This is a genomic window from Streptococcus varani, from assembly GCF_001375655.1.
GTDB classification, from domain to species: Bacteria; Bacillota; Bacilli; order Lactobacillales; family Streptococcaceae; genus Streptococcus; species Streptococcus varani.
Genome location: NZ_CTEN01000009.1, coordinates 1 through 11,664 on the forward strand (window position 1 = coordinate 1; position 11,664 = coordinate 11,664).

The 11,664-nt window shown below is 40.8% G+C and carries 26 protein-coding genes; 2 read left to right on the forward strand and 24 right to left on the reverse strand.

What is annotated here, in order from left to right:
* Positions 1 to 16: 16 nt before the first annotated feature.
* The 22 genes from BN1356_RS12205 to BN1356_RS13000 form a co-directional block, all read right to left on the reverse strand.
* Positions 17 to 268, reverse strand: coding sequence for a hypothetical protein (locus BN1356_RS12205; RefSeq protein WP_093649532.1), 252 nt, complete (start codon positions 266 to 268; stop codon positions 17 to 19).
* A complete protein-coding gene (locus BN1356_RS12210; RefSeq protein ID WP_093649533.1) occupies positions 265 to 513 on the reverse strand; it encodes a hypothetical protein in 249 nt (82 codons plus the stop codon). Before BN1356_RS12210 ends, BN1356_RS12205 begins: the two co-directional genes overlap by 4 nt.
* A gap of 11 nt (positions 514 to 524) precedes the next feature.
* Positions 525 to 953 carry a DUF7448 domain-containing protein gene (locus BN1356_RS12215; protein ID WP_093649534.1) on the reverse strand — a complete coding sequence of 143 codons (429 nt, stop codon included), beginning with the start codon at positions 951 to 953 and terminating at the stop codon, positions 525 to 527.
* Between the two features lies 1 nt (position 954).
* Positions 955 to 1,269 carry a DUF1372 family protein gene (locus BN1356_RS12220; protein ID WP_093649535.1) on the reverse strand — a complete coding sequence of 105 codons (315 nt, stop codon included), beginning with the start codon at positions 1,267 to 1,269 and terminating at the stop codon, positions 955 to 957.
* A complete protein-coding gene (locus BN1356_RS12225; RefSeq protein ID WP_093651634.1) occupies positions 1,257 to 1,598 on the reverse strand; it encodes a DUF1642 domain-containing protein in 342 nt (113 codons plus the stop codon). Before BN1356_RS12225 ends, BN1356_RS12220 begins: the two co-directional genes overlap by 13 nt.
* Positions 1,599 to 2,021 carry a RusA family crossover junction endodeoxyribonuclease gene (locus tag BN1356_RS12230; RefSeq protein ID WP_093651635.1) on the reverse strand — a complete coding sequence of 141 codons (423 nt, stop codon included), beginning with the start codon at positions 2,019 to 2,021 and terminating at the stop codon, positions 1,599 to 1,601.
* Positions 2,018 to 2,356 (reverse strand): hypothetical protein, encoded by a 339-nt coding sequence (locus BN1356_RS12235; protein WP_093651636.1) that lies wholly within the window; start codon positions 2,354 to 2,356, stop codon positions 2,018 to 2,020. The genes BN1356_RS12230 and BN1356_RS12235 overlap by 4 nt, the downstream gene beginning before the upstream one ends.
* Positions 2,340 to 3,668: a DNA cytosine methyltransferase gene (locus tag BN1356_RS12240; protein WP_093651637.1), complete on the reverse strand. Its 1,329-nt coding sequence runs from the start codon at positions 3,666 to 3,668 to the stop codon at positions 2,340 to 2,342. The genes BN1356_RS12235 and BN1356_RS12240 overlap by 17 nt, the downstream gene beginning before the upstream one ends.
* A 273-nt stretch (positions 3,669 to 3,941) precedes the next feature.
* Positions 3,942 to 4,091: a hypothetical protein gene (locus tag BN1356_RS12705; RefSeq protein WP_176694289.1), complete on the reverse strand. Its 150-nt coding sequence runs from the start codon at positions 4,089 to 4,091 to the stop codon at positions 3,942 to 3,944.
* Between the two features lies 1 nt (position 4,092).
* Positions 4,093 to 4,284 (reverse strand): hypothetical protein, encoded by a 192-nt coding sequence (locus tag BN1356_RS12245; protein ID WP_245620352.1) that lies wholly within the window; start codon positions 4,282 to 4,284, stop codon positions 4,093 to 4,095.
* A 2-nt stretch (positions 4,285 to 4,286) separates the two neighbouring features.
* Entirely contained in the window at positions 4,287 to 5,120 is an 834-nt protein-coding gene (locus BN1356_RS12250) for a PD-(D/E)XK nuclease-like domain-containing protein (RefSeq protein ID WP_093651638.1), read from the reverse strand.
* A gap of 6 nt (positions 5,121 to 5,126) precedes the next feature.
* Positions 5,127 to 6,128 carry a recombinase RecT gene (locus BN1356_RS12255; RefSeq protein ID WP_093651639.1) on the reverse strand — a complete coding sequence of 334 codons (1,002 nt, stop codon included), beginning with the start codon at positions 6,126 to 6,128 and terminating at the stop codon, positions 5,127 to 5,129.
* Between the two features lie 300 nt (positions 6,129 to 6,428).
* Positions 6,429 to 6,566 carry a hypothetical protein gene (locus tag BN1356_RS12710; protein ID WP_176694290.1) on the reverse strand — a complete coding sequence of 46 codons (138 nt, stop codon included), beginning with the start codon at positions 6,564 to 6,566 and terminating at the stop codon, positions 6,429 to 6,431.
* Between the two features lies 1 nt (position 6,567).
* Positions 6,568 to 6,720, reverse strand: a complete 153-nt coding sequence (locus tag BN1356_RS12715) for a hypothetical protein (RefSeq protein ID WP_176694291.1) — start codon at positions 6,718 to 6,720, stop codon at positions 6,568 to 6,570.
* Positions 6,721 to 6,730: 10 nt separating this feature from the next.
* The gene (locus tag BN1356_RS12720; protein ID WP_093651640.1) at positions 6,731 to 6,874 is read right to left on the reverse strand and encodes a hypothetical protein; all 144 of its coding nucleotides are present in this window, start codon (positions 6,872 to 6,874) and stop codon (positions 6,731 to 6,733) included.
* Between the two features lie 10 nt (positions 6,875 to 6,884).
* Positions 6,885 to 7,217: a hypothetical protein gene (locus BN1356_RS12265; protein WP_093651641.1), complete on the reverse strand. Its 333-nt coding sequence runs from the start codon at positions 7,215 to 7,217 to the stop codon at positions 6,885 to 6,887.
* 246 nt (positions 7,218 to 7,463) lie between these two features.
* Positions 7,464 to 7,844, reverse strand: a complete 381-nt coding sequence (locus BN1356_RS12270) for a winged helix-turn-helix domain-containing protein (protein ID WP_342666782.1) — start codon at positions 7,842 to 7,844, stop codon at positions 7,464 to 7,466.
* A gap of 3 nt (positions 7,845 to 7,847) precedes the next feature.
* Positions 7,848 to 8,114, reverse strand: a complete 267-nt coding sequence (locus BN1356_RS12275; protein WP_093651643.1) for a hypothetical protein — start codon at positions 8,112 to 8,114, stop codon at positions 7,848 to 7,850.
* An 8-nt stretch (positions 8,115 to 8,122) separates the two neighbouring features.
* On the reverse strand, positions 8,123 to 8,341 hold the full coding sequence (locus tag BN1356_RS12280; RefSeq protein WP_093651644.1) for a hypothetical protein: 219 nt from the start codon (positions 8,339 to 8,341) through the stop codon (positions 8,123 to 8,125).
* A 79-nt stretch (positions 8,342 to 8,420) separates the two neighbouring features.
* Positions 8,421 to 8,678, reverse strand: coding sequence for a hypothetical protein (locus tag BN1356_RS12285; protein ID WP_093651645.1), 258 nt, complete (start codon positions 8,676 to 8,678; stop codon positions 8,421 to 8,423).
* Between the two features lie 2 nt (positions 8,679 to 8,680).
* A complete protein-coding gene (locus BN1356_RS12290; RefSeq protein WP_093651646.1) occupies positions 8,681 to 9,403 on the reverse strand; it encodes an ORF6C domain-containing protein in 723 nt (240 codons plus the stop codon).
* A complete protein-coding gene (locus tag BN1356_RS13000; RefSeq protein ID WP_281175848.1) occupies positions 9,400 to 9,534 on the reverse strand; it encodes a hypothetical protein in 135 nt (44 codons plus the stop codon). Before BN1356_RS13000 ends, BN1356_RS12290 begins: the two co-directional genes overlap by 4 nt.
* 80 nt (positions 9,535 to 9,614) lie before the next feature.
* On the opposite strand from BN1356_RS13000, the gene BN1356_RS12295 reads away from it, so the two are divergent.
* Positions 9,615 to 10,097 (forward strand): hypothetical protein, encoded by a 483-nt coding sequence (locus BN1356_RS12295; protein ID WP_093651647.1) that lies wholly within the window; start codon positions 9,615 to 9,617, stop codon positions 10,095 to 10,097.
* Here BN1356_RS12295 and BN1356_RS12300 read toward each other — a convergent pair.
* Both BN1356_RS12300 and BN1356_RS12305 read right to left on the reverse strand, forming a co-directional pair.
* Positions 10,071 to 10,256: a hypothetical protein gene (locus BN1356_RS12300; RefSeq protein ID WP_342666781.1), complete on the reverse strand. Its 186-nt coding sequence runs from the start codon at positions 10,254 to 10,256 to the stop codon at positions 10,071 to 10,073. The genes BN1356_RS12295 and BN1356_RS12300 overlap by 27 nt on opposite strands.
* 15 nt (positions 10,257 to 10,271) lie before the next feature.
* A complete protein-coding gene (locus BN1356_RS12305) occupies positions 10,272 to 11,024 on the reverse strand; it encodes a phage antirepressor (protein WP_093651649.1) in 753 nt (250 codons plus the stop codon).
* A gap of 29 nt (positions 11,025 to 11,053) precedes the next feature.
* On the opposite strand from BN1356_RS12305, the gene BN1356_RS12525 reads away from it, so the two are divergent.
* Positions 11,054 to 11,485, forward strand: coding sequence for a hypothetical protein (locus BN1356_RS12525; protein WP_141651850.1), 432 nt, complete (start codon positions 11,054 to 11,056; stop codon positions 11,483 to 11,485).
* The last annotated feature ends 179 nt before the right edge of the window (positions 11,486 to 11,664 follow it).

An 11,664-nucleotide genomic window follows, 5' to 3' on the forward strand; every position in this document is an offset into this window, starting at 1 on the left:
GCCTTGGCTTTTTTGTTTAGTAGCGGTTCAGAATACTTACTACTTCATCAAATGCCATAGACACTCTGATTGTCTTTTCCTCATAAGAGAAGAATGGTCCAGGTATCTTTAGAAGTAAACGTGTTGTATAGCTGTTCTCTCTCTGTATTCCCTCAATGCTTTCAACCATTTTTTTACAGAGTGCAACTGAACCAAGTTTCACAAATCTTGGCATTTCTTTTTTTACAATTCTTATTTTTCCAGTGTAAGGTCTTCTCCTAGGTCTCATTTTTTCAACCCCAATCTTTTATTATCTAGCATATAGCCCTCTATGGTAATTTCCTCAGGGCTATCAGTCCAGTTTTTCATAATTTCAACCTGACTAATGATAGAGGTAATGATGTAAGCTTTACCTCTCCTATCTTTTACTGTTGTAATGGATACTTGCTCCTTTTTTCTTTGCCACTCCAGACTCTCATCATAAGCTTTAGAGAAAGCCCTAGTAAACATCTTTTTACGTTGGCGTTTGTTCATTTACCCTCCCTCTAAGCCTCAGCTACTGGAAAGTGGATTTCCCCGATAACAAGAGAGGCAACGCTATAATAATAGCCACCATTTCCGTCATTAGCCTCACATTCAGCTAGGGCTATTGGGTTCTGGTTATGATAAATGGTAACCGTGTTCTGACAAGTCGTGCCGTCCCCATTGTCAAATTTGTTAGGTTCTCCAAATTTAACATCAGTGATGACAGCGTCCAACTGGACATTTTTGAACTCTCCTCCTGCATGGGCACAGCAATCACTCTCAGACATTTTGATAGCGACCTTTGTACCATCTTCAAGCAGTAGATGGTCTTTGTCCCACTCTGTAATACGCTTATGTAGCAACAACTCTTTTAGTTCCTCAAGAGAACCATAGCGTCCATTTTCCCAATCAGGTTCATAATAATCAGGTAGTTCAATAGTTCTAGTCATATCAATTTCCTCTTTTCTTCAAATAGTCAGGGATTGGGTCACCAACCTTGATAGCCTCGTACTGCTCTTTTGTGACCAAAAACTTACCGTAGGCGTGGGCTGTGACCGTGTAGCGTCCCTCTATGATTTCCTTGTCTGTGATAGTCCCCACCATTACACCGCCTGCGTTATCGACGGTGTAGAGGAGGACGGGCTGAACTTCGCTTTTAGCTTGTTTGTAGCCTGATTGGTACATCAGATAGCTATATCCAATCCAGGCAACCATCACAATTAGCAAGCTAGCGGCAAACTTTACACCGTCTTTTATAAATTCCATTTCATGACCTCCAACTCATAGCCTTCTAACCAAGCACGAGATACCAATTCCTCCTTTGAATGAACTTCATACTCGTTTGTTTCAAACCATTCCACAACATCATCTGGCATTTCATAGCTAGGATGATTTGAAAGACATTCTGATAACCCCTTTTCATATTCTTTGCAAAACTCAACCCATTCTGCCACAAACTTCGGTATTATGACTTTCGATGGTTCAGTAAGTTCAGAAACAGCATTCAGAACAGCTCTTTTTGATATTGGTTCATCAACAAATGGCTCATACTCCCCCATGCCTTCAATTCGCTTGGTCAATTCGGTCTTATTCATTCACTCCTCCATTCTTTCAATAAACACCTCAATCCGTGGATTTAGACTATAAAACTTGCCCACCGTATGCAGGGCAATCTGTCCGTCATCTTGGAAGACAATACCGCTCATGCTGTCGTATAGGGCTTTTTCATAGTTGTCAATATCAGGTTTCTTGCCAACTGGGATAGTCTCAACCTTCAAGGCCGCCTGATTTTTCTTAGGCTTAGAAACGTACTGGGGCGGTTGAATGTAAAACCTCACATTTGCCCTCAGCGGTCCCTCAAGCGTGGCCTGACCCATGTACTGATTGGCAATAAGCAACCTGCACCGCTCCCGCCAAGACTTCATTTCCTTGTCCTCGTAAGTTGCGGTAAAATTGCCACGTCTAGCAAATCGTGGGCGACTTTGGGGCTTGGGTTCGATATTCAAGACTAGCTTCATTCTTCAAGAACCCCTTTCAGACCCAATTTTTCAAAGAAGTTCTGACTATTCAGCTTCACAAAATCAAAAAGTTTCTTGATTTCAGTTGCTTCCTTTGCCAATGAACTTGCGGCAGTTGGAGTTTTCAGAGTAATGTCTTTTTTAGGTGCAGCAAACATGAATAGCCTATACTTAGGTTCAAACATGCCGCCGTCTTGGTCAAGAGTTGGTTCAAAATCGTCTTTTTGATACTCAACCCTGATGTCCCAGTTATCCATGCCTAAGACTGTAATTGTCCTATCTTTGTTGGAAAACTCCAGCTTTAAGCTATCACTAGCGTTAATCTTGTCTGTCATTGATTGTCTCCATTCTGCTTGCTATGGCATAGATGACATTCACTGTCACGCTATTGCCTGCTTGTTTGTATAATTGACTGTTGGAATTTACCGCTTGGGCTTTGTCAAAGGCTTCATCTGGGAAACCTTGCAGTCTCCAACATTCTCTAGGTGTCAGCTTCCGAATGCGGAAACCATCTGATAAGTGGTTGTTTTCGTGGTAACTGCTGCTAGTCACAGTTGGGGCTATATCGTGGAAACCACCCTTGTTCTCCCCTCTAGGTCTTTGAATGATTTTAGGTTCGTTACCGCCACCCTGCATTGTTCTCAGAGTAGGGGCAAGCCCCACCGGGTCATAGACCCTATTACTCATTTCAAAAGCACCCTCCAGCTGGCCAGCCACAACTACTCCGTGATGGTCTTGGGCAGTCAGAGTGAACATTGGTTCTCCGTTTTCCTTGAACCGCCTACCATTCTGCCGTTTTTCAGGTCTGTCAGGGGTTAGAACTGGAATAGCTATCTTTTGCCCCTCTCCTTTGTTTGTCGTTAGCGTAGGGGCTAGACCGTCAGCCTGATAGACTTCTCCATTCATGCCGTTCCCTGACGGATTGACATTGCCAAGACTTTTGACAATGATTTGCTTAGGACCTTTGTAGTCAGTAGCCATCAACGTTCCTGAAATACCAGTAGGGTCATAAACCTCTGTCTTTGTCCCTAACATGCTACTTTCAGGGTTTTTGGTGTTCCCTATGACCTTGATAGCTGCTGATTTTTCAACAGGTTCTGGGCTTTCTCCTCCGAGAGGAAAAATTCTTCTGGTACTTCGTCCTCTAAGATGTCCAATAATGAACACACGCTCCCTATTCTGGGGGACTCCAAAATCCTTGCTGTTAAGCACTTCCCATTCCAAGTTGTACCCCAAGTCATCAAGGACTGTGATGATTGTCTCAAAGGTAGTCCCCCCTTCGTGGTTGAGCAATCCTTTGACATTCTCAAGGAAAAGATATGTGGGTCTGAGAATAGATGCGAACCGTGCAATTTCAAAGAATAGAGTTCCTCGTGTATCTTGGAAACCTCGTCTATTTCCTGCAATGCTGAAAGCCTGGCACGGAAATCCGCCACAGATAATGTCAACAGTTCCGAGTCCTCGAATAGACTCATCTGAAACGGTTGTGATGTCATGTAGTTCTACTTCTCCCTCCGTGTTATGAATTGCTTTATAACTTGCCCGGGCAAATTTATCAATTTCACAAAAACCAATACATTCATGCCCTGCCGCTTCCAGCCCAAGACGAAAGCCACCGATACCAGCAAATAGGTCTAAAAATTTCATTCAGCGTCCTTTCTTGGTGTCATTTTTAAAAAAATGCGACTGCCAAGGTTGTGAGTTTGGCTAAATACGGGCAGTCGCCATCTTTACATCATTCTGGGTCACATGACCGTCATCTTGACGCTCAATTCTTCTAGTTCGCTTTTTACGTGGTTCACGGCACGTTGTATTATTTCTTGTTGTCTTTGTTATCCTTGTTTATCTGGCTACGTTCTCCAATTAGACAGCCCAGCATGAGCCAAAGGAGAGCCATACCTACTTCTTTTGCAAATTCAATCATAAGTTTTCCTCCGTAACGACATAACCAATAAGCAAAGCCTGCTGGACTAACTCCTGATTTTCAGCCAAAGCCTTGATTTCAGGGTCAAAAATGGCTTTTCTGATGTACTCCACATATTCTGCCTGTCTAGGTGTAAGTTCAAGCATTTCAATCCTCTTTCTCTACTGTGATATTGAAATTCATACCGTTGAGTTGAATTGGTAAGACGGCCCCTTTCTTACTTTCATCAGTAAATAATTCAAACAAGACTTTCATGACCTGTTTACCAATCTGCAACTGAGTTCCAATCAGAGCCTCATGATTACTAATTTCAATTTTTTGGGAGTTCAATTCAGACATAACTACTCTCCAATCAATTCACTTAGATAGACTACTGGCCCTATCTTCTTCTGGCTACGGCAGTAATCGCAATAACCACACGCTTTCGGCTTCTGATTACCTTGAATAACCGCCCAGACCTCAACGATGTCAGATTTCAGCTTGCTCAGGCCCTCTTCCAGAAATTCATCATCAATTCCTAAGATTTCTTTATCAGGCACATTCTCCTTACTGACAGCTAAAATCCAGGGGCGAAACTCCTGACCCGTCATCTGTCGCAAAAGTTCACGGTAAAGTGCCAACTGACCGTGGTACCCGAAACCGATGATATTATTGGCGGCTACTCTCACTTTCTTCCTCAGCTCCTCGCTCCACTCCTTGTTGTAGATTGATTTCATAGTCTTCAAGTCCACAAAGTAGCCACGGGTCAAGTTGACACTATCCAGCTTGCCCTTTACTGGGACGCCCTCGATTTCCCCAAAGACAATCATTTCTTTTTGCACATTATCATCTGGGAAGCCGTGGTATAAATTGGCAAAGCCATCATCATTTTTCAAGCTCTCAATCATCTTGTCCCCGATGACAAAGTCTGCCTTGAGATTGCCCTTGTTCTTACCTGTCTTGGCCAGCAGTTTCTCCCCATGCTCTGCTAAAAACTGGTCATGGGCTTCTGGGCTTTCAAAATAGCTATGAACATAATTTCCCAGCAAGAGGGCTGTCTCGTCACGGTCTTCTACCCAGCTACCGTTATCAACTGCAAAAGCCTTAGCTTGACATTGCTGGTATCGCTTGTAGCGTGAGTTAGTAAGAAAATTAGTGTCGCCGTAATAGTTTTCTTGTGTCAGTTGTTGTGTCATGTCTTTTTACTCCTTGATTTGGGTTGTATTGCCTTCAAAAAAGCTGATTTCTTCAATGATTTCCCCTGTCTCCTCGTTAAAATCAGGGATTTCATCTGCTGGATAGCTGGTGTCTGTGGTTGTTTCCACTTCGGAAATAACCACTTCATCAGTTGGGGTCACATCTTTTACTTGCTCCACCTGTTCTGTTTCTTGAACTTCAGCAGGTTCAGTTGTTTCCGTTTCTACAACAGTTGCCTTTTTAGGCTGGGGCTGACCCAGAATGCTATCTAGGCTCTCAGCCTTGTCATTGACTGGCTTAACTTCCTTGATTTGACGGTCGTTTTCGTACTCATTTTCCGTTGTACGGTTGACAGCGTCAATGAAGAGGTCATTGTCATCACTTGTGTTGAAGAATTGCTTAGCTGCACGGTTAATCACGGTACGCTTAGCCATTTCTTGAGGGAAGTTATTTTGAACATTCTTAGTTTTAGCCTGTGCCCAGGACTTGTCAATCTCTTTCTTGGTCATGACCGTCAAGATTTTCTCTCCGTCCTGCTTTTCAATAATGCAGTAAGCTCCCACAATAGGATTGTCTGCATTCTGCCAGTCCGTATCATGGCTGATAAATACCTTACGCCCATTTTCATTCTTGATTTTGAAGTCGTCCCCCTCATAGATAACCTCTGCATAGATGTCCTTAACTTCTGGGAGCTGTTTTACAACTTTCATCGTCCCAAAATAGGACCTTGTGAGCTTGACCGTGTTGCCGTAGGGAACAAAGTAGCACTGTGTCTTAGAAGGACTAAGCCCCTGTGTGACCATGTCCAGCAAAGCGTTGTAGATACTGTCTGGGGTGCATTTCTCCAGCAGGTTTCCACCGGGTGCATTTTTCAACGCATAATAGGCAGAGCTAAGGGCATTGCTGACGCTGTAATTGGGAGCAATAAGCAGTCCCTCGCCTTTCATAGCTTCAATCCGATTAGCCACGCTAGAAGTGACCTGTTTCTGTGTGAGTTCGTTTGTCATCTTGATTTCCTTTCCAAATGCCCCAATTTCTCAAAATTTAGGGGCATACTCGCATTGTTTTTGTGGTTGTGGCAAAATATATAGCCCTAACTTAAAATTGCTTAGAAACGATTTTAGGGGCTATCTCCGCCGCTTCGTTTTTCTCAAATTCCAGTTCTCACGCTTCAAGCGTTTGTTTTCACGCTGAATGCTGAGAATAAGGTCTTGTTGTTCGTTGATAATGTCGCCTAGCTCATAACAAAACTCCAAATAGCGTTGTCTCCAGTAGGCATTATCTTCATAGTGCTGTCTGTCCATAGGCTAATAGTCCCCTACATAAATCCATTGACCGCCTCTGAATACCCATTCATCAGGGTCACGATCCGTCCGTGGCTCTTCTGGTTGCAGATAATCCCGGTCATAGTCAAAAGTTCCAAATAATCCTCTATCCTGTGCCATACTAGATACCTGCCTGTGCTAATGAAATTTCAATAGCAATCTGGGAAAGGGACAGCTTGCCTGCTTGCTCCTCAAAATTAGCCCCCAGACAGTAACCTTGTTCTAGGAATACCGATTTTAAGGCTGAAATCATTGTCCGTTTCTTATCGTCCATCTCCTACCTCCTAGCTTGCGTATTTCCTGCCCAGCTCACGGACTAGGCTGATATAGCGGACACGGTCAGACAGCCCAGTGTCCAGCAGTTGCTCTTTTTCTCCAGCCGTAGCATGTAGCCAGACCAGATTTTCACGTTGTTGCCATTTCGTCATAGCTACCTCCTTATGCATAGCCTGATGTCTTAGCAAATACCGTCCACTCACCTCTCTTACTATGACCACAAGCATAGATAGTCCCAGAAAGGGCACTGGTATCAACGAAATACAAATTAAACATTCCGCCACCTACACCTTTATACTTGTCATAAAGCTCTTCTAGTGACGGTGTCTGGCATTCTTGAAACATTGCCAAGCTAACAATATTGCCAAACATAATGTCCCCATAAAGAAGATTGCCGTGTTCTACCCAAAGTCGAGTAGCTCCGTCTACGACACTCCCCAATGTATTAGAATTTTGTCCGCATGGAATACCTTGCGTTTTAGCCGTTTGTTTCATGATTTTTTCTCCTGTGGATAAGTTTTAGATTTCCCTATATTATTTATTCAATAAGGACGACTTGTTTAAGGTTAATATTTGTTAGTAGTTAATACTTGTTGTAGGTTAATATTTGTTAGGTCACAGATTTACACATCACATTTTTACACATCACATTTTTACACATCACATTTTTTGTGAACTGTAACTTGTAGAATTTGTGGAAAACTGGCTGAAATCAGCATTTTCTGTGGAAACCGTGGAAAACTATTGGTCAGCGATTTTATCTGAGGGTATGTCCCAGAACTCTCTGTCCTCTGCTATTCTTGTCTTGATGACGGATAGCTGAAAATCAGTAAATTTTACATCTGACACAAACCTGAGAATGCGGAAGCCTTTCCCTCGCCCTCTGCTGAACTTAAATGTCTTCATGTAGCCTAACTGTTCTAACTTTTTGAAGTGCCTATCTACTGTGGTTCGGCTGATATTCATTCGCCGGGCAATTTCTTCTGGGTATATCTCCCAGTTGGTCTTGTTGCTAAGCAGAACCGCTAGAATGCCTATTGTGGCAGGTTCTAGCTCACTGTCCTGTAAAAAAGCATTGTTAATTGCGGTGTAGTTTTCGTGGGGATTTCTGAAAGATATAATCCATCAACCAAAACCTCCATTTCTAATAGCCGTTTGGCAGGATAAGATGACCGCTTCCATCTGGGCGACCTCATGCCGTAGCCTATGGTTTTCCTCAACCAGCTCACGGTATTCCTCTTCTGGAATGATGACCTCACTTCCCAAGTAAACCAACTTGGACTTTTTCACTGGCTGAGGTATTGTGCTTTGCTCCAGTCCCAAGTCCAAGAACCGACCTAGTGGCTCACGGAATAGCTTTGCTGGATTAGGCGGAAATAATTTTCTAAGCATGGTCCCTCCTAGTCAACGAAATACTCTTGACCAGTCTCTGGGGCAATATCAACATGTCTTCCAGTATTGTAGTCAATGAAGCCTCTTTGTGGGATATGCTGAGCAATGACAGTTCCAGCTGTCTCTTTGGTCTTGAGAGCTTTTCTGAGCTTGAAATTTGAGATAAGAAACTCAATCAAAGTGACTGAAATAAGTGTGCTCACTGCGATAATTTGTAAATTGTTCATGATATAGTTCCTTTTGTGATATAATGAAGTAAAGTAATTTTTCAAAGACCTTGTCCAGAAGCCGTTTTTTGAAAAGTTATTAAATTTGTTTTAAGAGCCATTCTTTGATGGCTCTTTTTGACCATTTTTTACCAGGTAATTCTTTTGGGAACCCTTTCATGTAGCGATAGTTGTTTGAAAATGTATCATAGTTGATACCAAGAAATTCACAGGTAGTGCTCACATCCATCAATTCTGGAAAGTGATCACTGTCTTTTTCTATTTCCAGAAGTTTGTTGAGGGTATCTTTGATGATGGATTTTATCCAATCAGAAAGTGATAATAAAACATCATTCATGATTACTCCTCCTGAAATAAATCAATCTGTTGATTTAGTGTTCTAATTCTCATCTTAGTATTACTGCTAGGCTCCCAGTTCATCCAATACCTAAGAGCTGCATCACTATGTTTTTTAGGAAGGGAGTCATAGCGATTTACATTGAAATAGTCTTTGAAGTCCATCTCTGCTTCTCGAAAGACGGATTGAGCAAATATTTTGTCAGCATAAGCTGGGCTATCAATTCCTCCGAGACAAGCCACAACACGAGCTTTTCTCTTTTTAAGTAGAGCTTGGGAAAAGCTGGGATGGATAGGTTGTTCATTTTTCAAATAATCAACATCCTGAGCTAGTTCTAGTTGTTTTTGCTTGAGCTTCTTTTGACCAGTAAATAGAGCAATAAAAGCTTCATCAGATAAATTTTCTGGGACATAAGCTCCTTGCTTACGGATTTGCGGTAAGACTTCTGATGTCACCCAGCGCTTGAACTCTTTAGCTTGTGGAAGCTTGCTTGACAAAATAAGCGAGTAAAGACCAGATTCATTGATAATGATCATTTCACGATTCTGACCTGACTGAACGATTTGTTCTGTCAACTTATCATCAAAATCAACATGATCACGTATAGCTTTTTGCGGATTTTGATACCCCAAAATATCTGCAACGTCTTTACCAACAAAGTAAGGTTCATTGTTAATAGTTAAAGTACGGACTTTCTGTCCGTTAAAGTTAAAAATTTCGTTCATAAATTTCCTTTCCTTATTTTTCCAAGAATTAGTATTGTCTCCCAAACATCAAGTCCCTCAAGACTGTCAATCATGACCTGACTAATCTCATGATTTTTCTTTTGCCAATTGGCAATTAATTTTACGGTCATAAAATCCCCTTTCTGATGACTTTTCCTCCCCAAAACATGATATAATCTACTTGAAAATATGACGGAAAGGAGGGGAAATTATGGACTTAAGTAAAATTAGACTACTTGAAGCTTGTTTTGGATACCTAATTGATAGGCTTAAACCTGCTATCAAAGAACAGGTAAGTAGCGACAGATTAATCTTTGAATCTGATGGCATACTTTATCAATTTGATACTTGTCAAGAACAGCCATATAAGGGAACATTTATTGAATTTCGATTAGCTCCATATGAACTAAAAGAGCAACGAAATGATATTAGAGACATATATGATCTCTATAAATGTCTGAATTTAAAAGATAGTGAATTAAGTGTGCTAACAAATATCGACAATGCTGCCACTATCAAAACACTAATTTTTAAATTACTTATAAATGCTGATCTAGGAACTTTATCTGAATTGTATCCTGACATAAAATCAAATAGTCTAGTCTACAATCTGCATATTTTAGGGAATGACCAGTCATTTCCTATCTATCATTTCCCAGCAGATAAATCATTCAACCTTGTCAGCATCGGTTGACAAAATTGATGTTTCCAATTCTCCATGGAATCGGAACATTTCCAGTTCGTGAGCAAGTTCTTCCAGCTCACGAGCTTTTTTATTAAACTTGCTGACTAAACTTCTAAACTCATTAGCATTTGAAATTTGTACTGTCATGTTTACTTTGGATTCTGTCATCTTCATTCCTCCTTCCTAAGCTCCTTCGGCTAAAAACTTGTTAATAAAGTAAGTCTGGCCTTTCCCTGTTAGCTTGGTTGTCTTACTGATGCGGATGCTGCCATTTGGCTCATGATGAGTGCGCTCCTTGACCTCAAAAAGTCGCATATCCATTGAGCGTTGAGTCGGCATATTATAGCTCTCACCGTGCTTCCGGATAAGAAAGCCGTTATCCCTCAACCATGCAAACAAGCGATTTTGTCCGATATTGTAGCCATTCTGACGCAAGATTTTAGCAAAGTCTCCTATTAAAATAGACGTTGCACTCGTCTCCACCGCATCAGCAAACAGTACCTTCGGCTTATCTTTTTCAATCTTCGTTTCTAAACGTTTAACCTGCTCCGTGAGACCTTGCAAAAAGTTCCCTAACGCATTAGGATTTGTCAATAGGTCAACTGCTTTATAGTCTGTGACGTAAGTACCATGTTTGCGGATAGCTGGTAGCACTTCGCTTGTGACCCAGCGTTTAAACTCTTTAGCTTGTGGAAGCTTGCTTGATAAGATAAGCGAGTAGAGGCCTGACTCGTTGATGATAGTTTGATTTCTGTTTTGACCTGCCGTCGCGATTTGCGACGTTAGCTTATCATCACTATCGACATGTTTACTTAGAGCATCTCGTGAATTTGAATATCCTAAGATATCTGCTACATCCTTACCCACAAAGTAAGGCTCATTATTAATCGTTACCGCTCGGACTTCTTGTCCTTTAAAGTTAAAAATTTCGTTCATAAAATTCCTTTCTGTGGTATAATTTAGCCATGAAATTTTTAAAAAATATAAAATTTTGGATATTGTTATTTTTAGCTTTCAGTCAATTTTGTTGGTTTTTATACATCTTTGAAATGTCTCATTTTAATGTTTTGTCAAAATTAAAAGAGATAGATTTTAGACAAATAAAAGGAGGTTTTTATATATCTAGTTTAATAACCATCATGTTCCTTACGCTTAAGAGTATTATTAAAGAAATAATTAAAAATGATTACCCTGACTATATAAAAAATGTGAAAAAATACTTCAAAATAATTGATAAGATATCTTTTTCTTTCTTTATTACATTCTGGGCGCTTCTATCTTTAAAAGAAGTCGAATTTAATATTTTAGCCACTTCGATATCTATTTTTGCTCTGCTAACAAATTTTGATATTACTCTACTCGTTCATCAAGACTCTTCAAGCGATAAAGAAAAATAAATTGATGAAATATGTAACTAGCTACAACTAGTTCCAAGCGTAAACTTGGGGAAAAAACAAATATTACAGACCATAAATTGTATAACGTTACTAGCGCAAAAATTTTCTTCTTAGCGTTGGTCGATCGTCTTATATTTATATCTCTCTCCTCCTTTCTATCTGTCTTCAACCGCACGGAG

Excerpts from the sequence above, each read along its gene's own strand:
- BN1356_RS12295 (WP_093651647.1), top strand. The coding sequence starts at position 9,615 with ATGGACTTAAGTAAAATTAGACTACTTGAAGCTTGTTTTGGATACCTA.
- BN1356_RS12250 (WP_093651638.1), bottom strand. The coding sequence starts at position 5,120 with ATGACACAACAACTGACACAAGAAAACTATTACGGCGACACTAATTTT.
- BN1356_RS12715 (WP_176694291.1), bottom strand. The coding sequence starts at position 6,720 with ATGGACGATAAGAAACGGACAATGATTTCAGCCTTAAAATCGGTATTC.
- BN1356_RS12305 (WP_093651649.1), bottom strand. The coding sequence starts at position 11,024 with ATGAACGAAATTTTTAACTTTAAAGGACAAGAAGTCCGAGCGGTAACG.
- BN1356_RS12525 (WP_141651850.1), top strand. The coding sequence starts at position 11,054 with ATGAAATTTTTAAAAAATATAAAATTTTGGATATTGTTATTTTTAGCT.
- BN1356_RS12255 (WP_093651639.1), bottom strand. The coding sequence starts at position 6,128 with ATGACAAACGAACTCACACAGAAACAGGTCACTTCTAGCGTGGCTAAT.
- BN1356_RS13000 (WP_281175848.1), bottom strand. The coding sequence starts at position 9,534 with ATGACCGTAAAATTAATTGCCAATTGGCAAAAGAAAAATCATGAGATT.
- BN1356_RS12300 (WP_342666781.1), bottom strand. The coding sequence starts at position 10,256 with ATGACAGAATCCAAAGTAAACATGACAGTACAAATTTCAAATGCTAAT.
- BN1356_RS12205 (WP_093649532.1), bottom strand. The coding sequence starts at position 268 with ATGAGACCTAGGAGAAGACCTTACACTGGAAAAATAAGAATTGTAAAA.
- BN1356_RS12215 (WP_093649534.1), bottom strand. The coding sequence starts at position 953 with ATGACTAGAACTATTGAACTACCTGATTATTATGAACCTGATTGGGAA.
- BN1356_RS12230 (WP_093651635.1), bottom strand. The coding sequence starts at position 2,021 with ATGAAGCTAGTCTTGAATATCGAACCCAAGCCCCAAAGTCGCCCACGA.
- BN1356_RS12275 (WP_093651643.1), bottom strand. The coding sequence starts at position 8,114 with ATGCTTAGAAAATTATTTCCGCCTAATCCAGCAAAGCTATTCCGTGAG.
- BN1356_RS12265 (WP_093651641.1), bottom strand. The coding sequence starts at position 7,217 with ATGAAACAAACGGCTAAAACGCAAGGTATTCCATGCGGACAAAATTCT.
- BN1356_RS12710 (WP_176694290.1), bottom strand. The coding sequence starts at position 6,566 with ATGGCACAGGATAGAGGATTATTTGGAACTTTTGACTATGACCGGGAT.
- BN1356_RS12235 (WP_093651636.1), bottom strand. The coding sequence starts at position 2,356 with ATGACAGACAAGATTAACGCTAGTGATAGCTTAAAGCTGGAGTTTTCC.
- BN1356_RS12220 (WP_093649535.1), bottom strand. The coding sequence starts at position 1,269 with ATGGAATTTATAAAAGACGGTGTAAAGTTTGCCGCTAGCTTGCTAATT.
- BN1356_RS12705 (WP_176694289.1), bottom strand. The coding sequence starts at position 4,091 with ATGCTTGAACTTACACCTAGACAGGCAGAATATGTGGAGTACATCAGA.
- BN1356_RS12240 (WP_093651637.1), bottom strand. The coding sequence starts at position 3,668 with ATGAAATTTTTAGACCTATTTGCTGGTATCGGTGGCTTTCGTCTTGGG.
- BN1356_RS12720 (WP_093651640.1), bottom strand. The coding sequence starts at position 6,874 with ATGACGAAATGGCAACAACGTGAAAATCTGGTCTGGCTACATGCTACG.
- BN1356_RS12280 (WP_093651644.1), bottom strand. The coding sequence starts at position 8,341 with ATGAACAATTTACAAATTATCGCAGTGAGCACACTTATTTCAGTCACT.
- BN1356_RS12245 (WP_245620352.1), bottom strand. The coding sequence starts at position 4,284 with ATGTCTGAATTGAACTCCCAAAAAATTGAAATTAGTAATCATGAGGCT.
- BN1356_RS12225 (WP_093651634.1), bottom strand. The coding sequence starts at position 1,598 with ATGAATAAGACCGAATTGACCAAGCGAATTGAAGGCATGGGGGAGTAT.
- BN1356_RS12210 (WP_093649533.1), bottom strand. The coding sequence starts at position 513 with ATGAACAAACGCCAACGTAAAAAGATGTTTACTAGGGCTTTCTCTAAA.
- BN1356_RS12285 (WP_093651645.1), bottom strand. The coding sequence starts at position 8,678 with ATGAATGATGTTTTATTATCACTTTCTGATTGGATAAAATCCATCATC.
- BN1356_RS12290 (WP_093651646.1), bottom strand. The coding sequence starts at position 9,403 with ATGAACGAAATTTTTAACTTTAACGGACAGAAAGTCCGTACTTTAACT.